Origin of the sequence: Nostoc sp. NMS9 (assembly GCF_017114995.1) — a bacterium.
In the GTDB taxonomy this organism is placed as follows: domain Bacteria; phylum Cyanobacteriota; class Cyanobacteriia; order Cyanobacteriales; family Nostocaceae; genus Nostoc.
On the sequence record NZ_JABXKL010000074.1, the window covers coordinates 65,967 to 78,408 of the forward strand.

Consider the following 12,442-nt stretch of genomic DNA (forward strand, 5'->3'; position numbering starts at 1 on the left):
ATTGAACTCTTTTCATTCCTGTAGGGCTTCGTATAGCGAACGAATTTCTTGTGGTGACAGGTTTGTGAATGTACGCAACTCGGTAATATCTAATCTCCGATTAAACTCATTAGCAGTATGTCGCCATTGATGTAGAAGCGAAAACAACTCTCTATCTTGACGTTCTGCAAAGACATCAGATGCGATGGCAGTTTCCGTCACTGATATAATTAATCGCGGAAAGACTATTGGTCGAAAATTAGCTAATGTATTTCCCAATAGCGAAAATAGCACGGGACTGTTATTGATAACTCTATCCAGTAGTTTCCGTAACTCGTCAACATTTCTCTCAATTGAAAAGTCAACTTGAATTGGCAACACATGGCTACCTTGCAATTGCGATCCTCTCGTTGCCCGTTGTACACCTAACCTTAACATCTCCGAACTCATATCAACTGGAAAGTAGAGGAGATCGGGATTTGCGTTGAATAATAAACTTAAAATGTGTTGGTCTTTTTCACCCGTGCCTACGCCTAAACTTACATAATGATATTTCTGATCTTTGATATTATTAGCATTAATTTGATGCCATCGATATCTAAAAGACTCTATACTCTCTTTTATCACAAGATAGAAGCGATCGTTACAGGCATGATCCCAGGCGATCGCCCTGCCTATTCCTCAATAGGAAAAACCAGATAAAATCTCTTTTCCATCGCCTGTCGCCGAAAACTCTCCTCTCAATTCCTGCGTGAGTTCTGCAAGTTTGTTAGATTAATCTTCCCCTATAAAGCAGAGAGTCCACCCTAAGCGGGGTTCGTTGATGGAATTCTCCAGTAGCTTCACAAAATTTAAAGATCCCATGTTGAGCCTCGTTTCTTGAGCAGTTTATCTGATAAATCTCGCACAGATGTCTAGAAGCGATCGCGTATTCATTAATACTGTAAAGCATTATGTGTTAAGCTGCTCAGGGTTAACAGGAAGCCAAGGGTAGAGTCTGTCAAGGGTTTACGACCTTCTAAACCCAGTTCACATCAGGGGGTGCGTTGGTTTAGGGATTTGGGCATCTAACTAAGTACATTTGTCATGGCTTTCCACTTTTACAAAGCGTTATTATCTAAATAATGGAGGCAATTGCTGGATTTCAATTTATTGCAGAAATTTACTGGTTATTCTCGATATTGATAACTTATAATAGTTGTGTTTTTGGTTACAATATAGTTTTGAATTAGTGGATCTTACCAAATAAAAGTTGCTGTTCCGGTTTGCACAAAAACTTATTTTGTCTAATAGCTTAGTAATGCTGAAAATAATCCAGCCATTGCTAACAACTATTTTACCAAAGTTATTAACCAAACTTTGTCTATATAATTATAAGAGTTTTGAACTAGTGTAAAAACAAGTAAATTGAGGATGAAATAATGAAATTCGGAATTGATAGCGGGCACAATTGTCCACCAGATACAGGAGCTAGAGGTATTAAATTCGAGGATAATTTAACTCTAGATGTAGGTAATAGAGTTATAACCAAGTTAAGAGCTTTAGGAAATGAAGTTGTAGTATGTAGACCAAGTAGTGCTAGTACAGTCCGTGACTCACTATCAAAAAGATGTTCTACAGCTAATGCCAGTAAAGTAGATATTTACGTCTCGATTCATTTTAACTGCTTTAACGGACAAGCTAACGGCACGGAAGTATTTGCAACTAGCGATACAGGTAGAAAAATTGCTAAACCTGTACTAGATGAAATCGTCAAGTTAGGATTTTTTAATCGTGGCGTTAAGAGTGGTTCTCACTTGTATGTTCTGAAAAATACAGATATGCCTGCTATCTTGATAGAAGGTTGCTTTATCGATTCGCAAAAAGATATGAATCTTTTTAATCCTGAAGCAATGGCTAATGCAATTGTCAAAGGCTTAACTGGTAAAGTGCCAAGTGCCCCTGTTAACCCTGTACCAGATGAAGAGGATAACATAGATGCGACTATTCTCAGACTGCAAAAATCCTTAAATAGACTAAAAATAACCGATAAAAATGGTAAGGCGTTAGTGGAAGATGGCTTTACGGGGGCTAACACCAAAGCTGCTGTAGAAAAATTTCAGACTATTGTCGGAGTTCAGCCGACTGGAATTGCTGACGACACTACATGGAATGCCATAAATTTAATTTTGGCAAAACGAATTATCAGACCAAACCATGCCGGTGGTGCAGTTGTCAGATACTTACAATACCGTTTAGGTGTTGAGAATGATGGCGTCTATGGGCCGCAAACAGAAGTTCTAGTTAAAAACTTTCAAAAGCAAAATGGTTTAGATGCCGATGGAATTATCGGGCCTGCTAGCTGGCAGAAATTAATTGGTTAGGCTGATGGGGACTAGAGACTAGAGACTGGGGTAGTGGTGCTGAGTAAAGAAGTTGGGAATCTGACTTCTTTACTCAGAACTGGGAACGGGCTAAACGCCGCGTTAATGCTAACAGAACTGTTTTGCCTAATGAATCAGTGAAGGGGTTAATTTTAGCAACTTACAACCATATTTTGTTGATAACATCTTTGGCAAGTGCACAAACTGCCAAAGCATTTGAGATAGCATTGATATCGCTTAAAGCCATTAAGCTAAAATAATTAAAAGAAATAATCAGGGCGTAGGAAATCACCTATTCTGCTGACAAGAATCTGTTCAACTTAACCAGGTTTGCGTTTGATAAGTATCAATCGCATTTGGTAACAGGTAACTTCCTATCGCTCTGGTGCTTTTTTGGCGGTGAAGTTTCGCCAAAAGTATAAAAGTAAAGGGCTTTTCAAGCCTATAACAATTGCTACTGGTTTTTTGTATAAATAAACACCTTTTTACTAATTTTAAAATTTATTTATTATGTCATATCAAGCCTGATACAACACTTATTCTAAGATATGGTTCAAAACCTTTGTTTTTATCAGAACTGAGTACACAGGTAGGGGCACAACATGTTGTGCCCCTACGATTATCTGTACCTCACCTTGGCGTAGCCTCTCGTAGAGAAGTTGCAATCTGCTGTATGATATTTCAGTAAGACAGCGATCGCTATCCTCTGGTTTTACTGACTGAATCATCACTTTCAGCGCGCACGGGAATTACAATTCCTTCTTGCAGCAGTGCATTCGTAAAAATCTTCCGAAGAACGCGCTGAATCTGAAGATGTTTTCCTGGCTTTACTTTCGTCAATGTCCGCAGCAACAAGTTAGACTCTCCTAGACTTTCGACTCCATCCACTTGTGTGCCTTCGAGTACATCTGGATCGTCTGCTTTTAACTGCTGTCCCACTTCCTCAATGACTTTGTACACGTGCGCTAAGTTGCAATCATAAGGCACACCAACTTCTACTACTGCAAAGATATATTGTTTCGAGTAATTAGTAATTGAGCCAATATCGCCATTGCGAATAATCTGCAATTGACCGTTAGGATGTCTGACACGAGTGGTTCTAAGTTCAATCGCCTCAACAAGACCTTCGACAACTTTCTCTTCGACTTTTCCAGCTTCAATATAGTCACCTACTAAGTAGTAGTTTTCAAACAAAATAAAGAAGCCGCAGACAATATCGTTAATTAGTGTTTGTGCCCCTAACCCCACAGCGATGCCGACAATACCAGCACCTGCAAGTATGGGAGTTGGATCGATACTCAGGGTATAGAGAATGAAAACTGTAGCACCGAAGTAAATTAAGTATTGTAAGAAACTACGAAACAGAGGAACGAGGGTCATGCGTCTACTTCTTTGAATATCAGTTAGATTCTGGTCTTTGAACAGCACCTCTTCAATAAGTAAGTAAACGACCTCAAACAACACGCGACTAATAAAGATGATACCGATTATCTTGATAATCCGCGGGCCAAAAGTTGCAACATTGGCAATTAACTGCACCTGTTGAATCACCAATGTTGCCATGCAGACATAAATCACAAATTCCAAGCAGCGCTTTAAAAAGGGTATCAGGTGTCGGAGGCGATCGTAGAATCTCAGCAGGTTATCAGGATTGGAGTATCTGATGCTGAGAGCATCTAGGCTATCAACGATCGCAGCGACTGCTTTGAGTATAAGCAACCCGACGGCAATGATTAGATAGATTCGCAGCGCGATGTACAAATATTCCGAAACCGTTGCTGGCAATTTGAGAAACTGGGCACACAAGATGATCGCCCACAGCCAGATTCCACCACTGATTCTGTCATAAAAGGCCTTAAAGAAAGCATCAATACTTTCATCGTCAGCAGTATTTTTTTCTAAGTTTTTGGTGCGAGTGCTTGCTACCTTCAGCCAATATTTGAGAAATTTCAGGGCGATCGCCGCTAAAATCAAAGTGCCAAAACTCTGAGCTATACCAATTCCTAGTGTCAGCCAAAATCCTGATGGGATACGCTCAATCAACAAAAGTGTGTATTGCTGAAGGTTTTCGCCGCGATAAACTAGATAACCATTAGCACCCACAATCAGAATGCACGACACCAAGCAAGCAAGTAACAATAACCCTGTGATATTTCGGCGGAGGGTTTTGATACTCCTATTGTCGCTTTTAAGTATAAAGGTTTTAGTAAATAGCTTGAATAATTTGCTGAAAACCCAGTTCAGTAATAAAAAAACAAAGATTATCAGGCTGACTTCAGCCAAAATAATTAACACATTCATATATGAACATAAAACTGAATTTTTTTAACAGTTGTATATGAAAATTTATTGAAATTATCAAGGTTTTTCTATACATAGATGATTATTATTTCATATAATCACAACTTGTCAAGCCATTAACATTTTATTCACACGTTCACTTTTCGTTTTATCTTCACCGACTCTAAGTAAGTGAGAATAAATCGAAGTATGACAAGTATTCACCCGAACATGAGATTAATGTGTCTTTTCGTCCCCGTATATCCGCGTCTTTACATCTTTCTAGCGATTTGAACTATGCAACTTACAAGCGCATCAGCTTATTTAATATCAGCTCTCACAATCCTTCTGCACCAGACAATTTCTTCCTTGTGCTTTTGCCTGGTAGAGTCCTTGGTCAGCAGCAGCAATTAAGGTTGCAGGAGATAATTGGCTATGAGGAGTGATGGTTGCCACACCAAGACTTAGGGTAATGAATTCACTGACCTGAGAATGGGGATGAGGCATTTGTAATGCACTAACATTGATCTGAATATCTCTTGCAACTGCAATGGCCCCTTCAATATCAGTATTCGGCAAAATAACTGCAAACTCTTCTCCGCCATAACGAGCAACTAAATCAGCGGGGTGTTTAACTGTCTGAGATATTGCCTTAGCAACCTGTCTAAGTGCATCATCTCCTGCCAGATGTCCATGCGTATCGTTGTAAAGCTTAAAGTAATCGACATCACACAAAATCAAAGATAACGAACCTTGCTCTCGTGCCAACCATTGCCACTGCGTGTTTAATGTGTCATCAAAGCAGCGTCGATTTGCCACTTGGGTTAGACCATCGGAACAGGCAAGGCGCTGTAATTCCTGGTTTGCTTGTTGTAATTGGTGGTAAAGTTCTGATTGCTGAATAGCGATCGCAGCTTGACCTGCCAACTGGTTAAACAAGTTAATCTCCGATTGCTGCCATTGTCTGGGATGACGGCATTGGTGAGCAATCAATAATCCCCACAAACACCCTTGCTGCAAAATTGGTACGACAAGGTTTGCCCGGATTTGCAGACTTCTGAGGAGGTCAACATGACACGGTGATAGACCCGCATTTTCAATGTCTTCGATCGCTCTGGTGTTACCTTGTTGATAGTAAGCTGCATGCGTGGATTGAAAGCAGGTATCCATGACGTGAAATCCAAAAATCGACATGCACCCTTCTGCTAAGGATTCTACAGCGACTAACCCACTCCAGTCTGGCTCAAACTGGTAAATCAGCACTCGGTCTACCTCAAACAGTTGTCGCACTTCCGTTGCTGTGATTTGCAAAATCTCGTCTAACTCCAACGATTGGCGAATGCGCTGCGTCACAGCTGCGACAATTCGCTCAGACTCGCTTTGGTGTTGGACATGCTCAACCTGCTTAGAATGTGCCGATGCTACAGTTAACGCGATCTGCTCAAAGTAAGGGGTTGTGGTGACAGGCGCTGCACTGGGTTTACCAATTAAATAGCCTTGAGCAAGATTTGCACCTCGTTCTCGCAACCAATTCAGTTCCTCAATGCACTCAATTCCTTCAGCAACGGTCTGAATGTTTAACTTTTGAGTAATCTCTAGAAGCTTCTCGGTAATCGAAGCTTTGTAAAGGTCTTGATGTACATCTCGAATTAACTCCATATCCAGCTTGATAAAGTCTGGACGTAACTGATGCAGCAAGTTGAGGCTGGAATAGCCAGAACCGAGATCGTCAAGAGCGATTAAAAACCCTTCACTCCGGTAGTATTGAAGCACTGCCTTGAGGTGGGCTAAATCTTGAGGATTGTCTGACTCTACGACTTCAAAAACAACGCGATCGTGGGAAATTCCGGCAGTATCAATTGCCTCTACCGTACTACGTAGGCAAAAAACTGGGTCATAAAGTGACGTTGGTGCAAAATTGATGAAGATGTGCCCACTCACTTGATAGCGGCTGAATTGAGTGATTGTGCTCAGACGAGCAACTTGGTCGAGTTGTGGTAGAAGTCCGGCTTCGGTTGCTAACTCCACAATTGGTGTTGGTAGCACTAAATTGCCTTGTTCATCCAGCCCTCGCAAGAGCGATTCATATCCAAAAATTTGCGATGTATCGTTAATTGAGACAATTGGTTGGAAGTAACTGGTGAATCGTTCCGTTGCCAGCATTTCAACCAGCCAGTCGGATTGGTTCAACTTAATGAAGCGTTGTAATGAGGCTATGTCACTAAAATCATGGAGTTGAGGTTGGAAAGTGCCTTCAATGAAAAGGACTTGCGTCTCTTTTAATTCTCTTGGTGCAAGTAGTTTGGCCAGGTTACGAGCAATTTCTAGGGACTGTCCGGGTCTACACTCCAAACTCAAACCTGGTCGCTCGTGCATCAGTTCATACTTAAGGGCAAACTGCTGTAGGTAGGAGGTGACTTTTATCAGGGTATGTGAAACGGGGAACCAGAGAAAGAGCCTACCTGCTTCCTTAGTCCGGCAGCGTGCAACATTGCGACAAGCACAGGTTTTGGAGATAGGACATATTTGGCTCATAGCTAAATAATTTGCTCAATCCGATTTACTCTATTATTCCCACTATTTTTAGTGTAAAAGATAAACTATACTTCAAATACGTGAAGATTTGATGAGTTAAGTAAGCTGAATAATTTAGCTGAGTAAGTGACTCAGGAACACATACCAAAATTTATACTAAAAGCCCAAGTAATTGCCGATATGTTTTGTGCAATTAAGCAACAGAATGAGGAGTTATATTAACAATTTAAGTTACAAAAAAAAGGCAAAATCAGCAAGATTAGGAACAGCTATTAGCTATATTAATTCAGAGTAAATATATCTTTTTGAAGAATGAATCTACCTCAATAAACAACAAAATCTTTGAAACAAGTTAATAAATTAAGCCATGAATCAAAGAGCTTTCACCCTAAATCCCTCTCCCAAAATTGGGAGAGGGACTTTGAAATTGGCTCCCCTTGTCCCTATTTTGGGAGAAGGGGTTGGGGGATGAGCAATACGGTTCGGTTAGGTTTTTTGATGAAAATTCTAGATCGCAAAGATGCGATAAATCATCACAAAGACGCGATAAATCGCCGTCAAGACGAAAGATTGATTATTGTAGAGACGGCGATTCATCGCGTCTCTTGCCTTAACCGAACAGTATTGGGGGGATGAGGGCGAATTTTGCATTTGTGCAAGTGGTCTATTGAATGGTTTTGGGGAAAATATCTAATGTTGGTATTTCTTCCACGAATAAATTTATCAATTTCTCGTGTAGGGATATTTACGCAGTTTATGCACCGCGACTGAATACTCAGACATTCCCACTTCTACCAATTAGAGTTGCAATTGCCTTGACTAACTCATCTGGTTCGACGGGTTTGGAAAGATGCTTTTGAAAGCCTGATTCAAGTGCTTGTTGCTGATTGATTTCTCCGGCATAAGCAGTTAAAGCGATCGCCGGAATTTGTTTGGCTTGGTTTGCCTGCAATGCTTTAACTTGGCGCATTAGCATATAGCCATCCATCTCTGGCATCCCAATATCACTAAGTAGCATATCTGGTTCTGACTCTGCCAAGACTTGTAGTGCTTCTTTTGCTGATGTCACTGCTGTCACTATTGCTCCAGCCTGTTCTAGTACAAATGTGTGGAAGTCACGGGTATCATCGTCATCATCTACAACTAAGATTTGGATGCCTGCAAGGATTTCAGTTGGAGGAGAAGGATTTAATGCAGCAACATTTATGTTTTGTTTTGCAGTTAAATCTTTTTTAATTAGTGGTAGCCTGACTCGGAAAATAGCTCCTTGCCCTTCACCTAAACTTTCTGCCCAAATCGTGCCGCCATGTAATTCGATCAAATGACGCACAATTGCTAACCCTAATCCCAATCCACCAAATTTTCGGGTTGTCGTGCCATCAGCCTGACGAAAATATTCAAATACATAAGGGAGGAAGTCAGGGCTGATTCCCTTACCTGTGTCGCTGACGGTAATCTGAGCTTGAGCGTCAAGGCGCTCTAGTTGAATATCAATTTTTCCTCCTTCAGGAGTGAATTTAACAGCATTCGATAAGAGATTCCAAATAACTTGTTGTAAACGACCGGAATCACCCAAAACTTGCCCGAAAGAAGCATCCAGCATCGTCTGAATTTGAATATTTTTAGCTTCTGCTGCCAAACGGACTGTTTCCAATCCCCCCTCAATCACAAGTACTAGGTTGACAGGTAACATCTTCAGGTTGAGCTTGCCTTGTAAGATCCGAGAGACATCAAGCAAATCTTCAATTAGTTGAGCTTGTAATTGAGCATTCCGCTCAATAGTTGCGATCGCTTTCTTCAATCCTGCTGTGTCAAACTCACGAGTCTGCAAGAGTCTCGCCCAACCAAGAATCGGATTGAGAGGCGATCGCAATTCATGGGAAAGCACCGCCAGAAACTCATCTTTAATCCGGTTGGCTTTTTCGGCTTCAGTTCTGGCAGCTTGCTCAAGTTCTAGGAGGCGATCGCGTTCGGCTTCTGCGACTTTGCGTTCGGTAATGTCAATTACTGAGCCGATGTAACCTTTAAACTGACCGTCCATTCCAAACCACGGATTAGCCGCATCGATGCAAGAGCGATATTTGCCATCTTTGCGCCGCAAGCGGTACTCCAAACGGAAAGCCGAGCAACTCCTATTAGCTTCCAAAAAAATATTCTTAGCATAATTGCTGTCCTCTGGATGCACAGCATTTAACCAGCCAAATCCCAGACCTATTTCCTCGGTCTGACCTGTAAAATCGTACCAGCTTTGACTGAGATAGGTGCAGTGGCTATTGGCGTCTGTTACCCAAACCATGAAGGGGGCATTATCAGCCATGTTGCGGAACTTTTCTTCGCTTTCACGAAGTGCTTTTTCTGCCTGTTTGCGATCGCTAATGTCTGTAACAAAAATGCTGACTCCTTCTACAAAGGGGTAGATGCGATTCTCAAACCAGCGCTGCCAAGGTGCATAAAAGTATTCAAACTGAACAACAGTGTTTTGGACAATCGCTCGATGAACCTGGGTATCAAACTCGCTTTGAACCATATCGGGAAAAACTTCCCAAACGATCTTGCCTAACAACTCTTCTTTTGGGATGCCAACAACATCTGCTACGCGATCGTTGACAAAGGTATAACGCCACTCTCGATCCAACACAAAGAACTGGTCTTGGATGCCAGCTATGACAGTCTCTAGGTGTGCTTTGGCGACCTCAGCTTCAATTCGCAACCCTTGCTCGCGTTCCATTGCCTCTTGGCGGAGACGAGCCATTTTTAGGGCTGCTTCTACCCGCGCCAACAATTCACGGGCAGAGAAAGGTTTAATCAGATAATCATCGGCTCCCGCTTCTAACCCTTCCACCCGTGCCTCTTCCCCTGCCCGTGCCGACAACAGAATGATTGGAACTTTTTGCGTCAGCGGATCGGCTCGTAATGCTTGCAGCAGTCCAAAGCCATCTAATCCAGGCATCATAACATCTGTCAGTACCAAATCTGGGACATGTCCACGAGCAGAATCCAAAGCAGCTAAACCGTCTGGCATTGCTTCCACTTCATATTGCTGACTTAATAGCCGATTGACATAATCACGCATATCTGCGTTGTCGTCAACTAGAAGAATTCGGGCAGAGGGAGCAGAGGGGCAGAGGGGCAGAGGGAAAAATACTTCCTTCTCCCCTGCCCCCCTGCTCACGCCAGTTGCTACAACGGAGGGAACCTCCGCAACGCACTGGCTCCCCTGCTCCCCTGCTTCTTCCGGTAGCCACCGCAGGGCTTCTTCTAAATAAGGTGTTGCACCTAATGCAGTTGAAGCTAAAGTTCGCGGGGCACTAATCCGGTCTGGAGGCAAATGAGCATATCCTGTTGGAATTGATACAGTAAAGCAACTGCCTACTCCGAGAAGACTGGTAACATCAACTGTTCCACCATGCATTTGCACCAATTCTTGCACCAGTGATAATCCAATTCCTGACCCTTCAAAAGTTCGTCCTTGCGCCCCTTTGACGCGGTGGAATCGTTCAAAAAGGTGGGGGATTTCTGCGGCTGGAATACCGATTCCTGTGTCTTTGACTGCAAACTCAATATGGTCATTTGACCACTGCAAACTGACTGCAATTTCTCCAGCCATCGTGAACTTGAAGGCATTCGAGAGCAGGTTAAGAACAATTTTTTCCCACATCTCCCGATCTACATACACTGGTGCTGGCAGGGAAGGACAATTGACTAATAACTGCATCCCTGCCCGTTCTACTGCTGAACGAAATACACTAGCTAGTTCTGCGGTGAAGGTGGCAAGGTTGGTGGGTTCATAAGAGGCTTGAACCCTTCCGGCTTCAATGCGTGAAAAATCTAGCAAGCTGTTGACCAGTTTCAGCAGCCGAAGTCCGTTGCGTTGCACCATTTCTAGCTGCTCTTGTTTTTTGGCTGGAAGCAGAGTAGCACAAGTGGTTAAGGTGTCCTCTAATGGCCCCAACATCAGGGTAAGTGGGGTACGGAACTCATGGCTGACGTTGCTGAAAAAGACGGTTTTGGCGCGATCGATTTCTGCCAAGGCTTCAGCGCGTTTGCGTTCTTCTTCGTAAGCTTGGGCGTTAGCGATGCTGGCTGCAATTTGAGCCGCAACTAAATCAATGAATCCTTGATAATTGTCGTCGAATAGCCTGAAGGGGTTCAAACCAGCGATTAATATACCAGCTTTTCCAGTTTGACCGGATGGGGCAATGGGTACTGCGATCGCTTCGTGGGGCGATCGCTGCCAAACGCCACAGGGTAGACTACTAAAAGACACTTCCAAATCAGAAATTAATTTTGGCCGATGCGTTTTAATCACTTCCGCAAAGGGCCAAACCCCATCAGCATCGAGAGCCACTGTTTCTGGAACTGCTATGTGGTTTTGCTCGATGCGGCACGTTCCAGCCAGAAAAACTTCCTGCTTATCGGGATCGACCAGATAAATCATTGCGAAAGGGAGATCGTAAGGGTTGCTCTCCAGACAACTCGCACTTAGCGTACAGGCTTCATCAAATGTCCGCGCGTCTGCCGTCCTCGCCGCTAGTTCGCGCAAAAGTGCCAACTGACGCTCACTGATAATCCGCTGCGTGTCGTCTGTGTTGGCGCAGATGATCCCACCTGTGTCGCCCTGGTCATTAGGAACCGGGCTATATGAAAAAGTATAATAGGTTTCTTCTGGGTAGCCGTTGCGCTCCATAATTAGCAGCAGCGCTTCGTCGTAAGTACCCTCATTCTTCAGCATCGCTGATTCGGCGCGAGGCGCAACCTGATCCCAAATTTCCCGCCACACGTATGAAGCTGGCTGCCCAAGTGCTTCTGGATGTTTGCCGCCAATAATCGCCTTGTAAGCGTCGTTGTAAAGGTTAATCAGTTCCTCGCCCCACCAAACAAACATAGGTTGACGGGAAGTTAGCATAATTCGCACGGCAGTCTTCAAACTCTGTGGCCAGTGCTGTGTTGGGCCAAGGGACGTTTTTGACCAATCCTGTTCTCGCATCCTAGCACCCATTTCACCTCCACCGATAAGGAAATTTACGTCGGCGTTGCTTGCTAACGTTGACTCGTTCTTCATTAATTCCTCTCGATTAATCATGTGTCGGTTACAGGCTACATCGGTGGTTGTCTTTTAGGAAAAATCCTCTATAAATTAGACCTTTACGCTTCTAAAGAGTCATTTTAGAGGATATTCAAAGGCATATACAGCGTGAGATGCCAACTCTGCTGTGACTTTTCAAAACATTGAAATTGCCTTTTTGGGGCAAGTTTCTACTTTGGCTATTTTTATTTTCTCCTTT

Annotated in this window: 6 protein-coding genes; 2 read left to right on the top strand and 4 right to left on the bottom strand. The window is 43.0% G+C overall.

The window, feature by feature from the left end; translation table 11 throughout:
* Positions 1–12 precede the first annotated feature (12 nt).
* Positions 13–657 carry an L-histidine N(alpha)-methyltransferase gene (locus HWQ40_RS22755; RefSeq protein WP_334982519.1) on the bottom strand — a complete coding sequence of 215 codons (645 nt, stop codon included), beginning with the start codon at positions 655–657 and terminating at the stop codon, positions 13–15.
* Between the two features lie 743 nt (positions 658–1,400).
* On the opposite strand from HWQ40_RS22755, the gene HWQ40_RS22760 reads away from it, so the two are divergent.
* Positions 1,401–2,342: an N-acetylmuramoyl-L-alanine amidase gene (locus HWQ40_RS22760; protein WP_292782146.1), complete on the top strand. Its 942-nt coding sequence runs from the start codon at positions 1,401–1,403 to the stop codon at positions 2,340–2,342.
* Between the two features lie 699 nt (positions 2,343–3,041).
* Here HWQ40_RS22760 and HWQ40_RS22765 read toward each other — a convergent pair.
* Both HWQ40_RS22765 and HWQ40_RS22770 read right to left on the bottom strand, forming a co-directional pair.
* Positions 3,042–4,643, bottom strand: coding sequence for a mechanosensitive ion channel family protein (locus HWQ40_RS22765; RefSeq protein ID WP_292782148.1), 1,602 nt, complete (start codon positions 4,641–4,643; stop codon positions 3,042–3,044).
* Positions 4,644–4,952: 309 nt separating this feature from the next.
* A complete protein-coding gene (locus tag HWQ40_RS22770; RefSeq protein WP_292782150.1) occupies positions 4,953–7,157 on the bottom strand; it encodes an EAL domain-containing protein in 2,205 nt (734 codons plus the stop codon).
* Positions 7,158–7,625: 468 nt separating this feature from the next.
* On the opposite strand from HWQ40_RS22770, the gene HWQ40_RS22775 reads away from it, so the two are divergent.
* Positions 7,626–7,793, top strand: coding sequence for a hypothetical protein (locus tag HWQ40_RS22775; RefSeq protein ID WP_292782152.1), 168 nt, complete (start codon positions 7,626–7,628; stop codon positions 7,791–7,793).
* Positions 7,794–7,932: 139 nt separating this feature from the next.
* On the opposite strand, the gene HWQ40_RS22780 is transcribed toward HWQ40_RS22775, so the two are convergent.
* Entirely contained in the window at positions 7,933–12,219 is a 4,287-nt protein-coding gene (locus HWQ40_RS22780; protein WP_292782153.1) for an ATP-binding protein, read from the bottom strand.
* Positions 12,220–12,442: the final 223 nt, after the last annotated feature.

Excerpts from the sequence above, each read along its gene's own strand:
- HWQ40_RS22760 (WP_292782146.1), top strand. The coding sequence starts at position 1,401 with ATGAAATTCGGAATTGATAGCGGGCACAATTGTCCACCAGATACAGGA.
- HWQ40_RS22765 (WP_292782148.1), bottom strand. The coding sequence starts at position 4,643 with ATGAATGTGTTAATTATTTTGGCTGAAGTCAGCCTGATAATCTTTGTT.
- HWQ40_RS22770 (WP_292782150.1), bottom strand. The coding sequence starts at position 7,157 with ATGAGCCAAATATGTCCTATCTCCAAAACCTGTGCTTGTCGCAATGTT.
- HWQ40_RS22775 (WP_292782152.1), top strand. The coding sequence starts at position 7,626 with ATGAGCAATACGGTTCGGTTAGGTTTTTTGATGAAAATTCTAGATCGC.
- HWQ40_RS22780 (WP_292782153.1), bottom strand. The coding sequence starts at position 12,219 with ATGAAGAACGAGTCAACGTTAGCAAGCAACGCCGACGTAAATTTCCTT.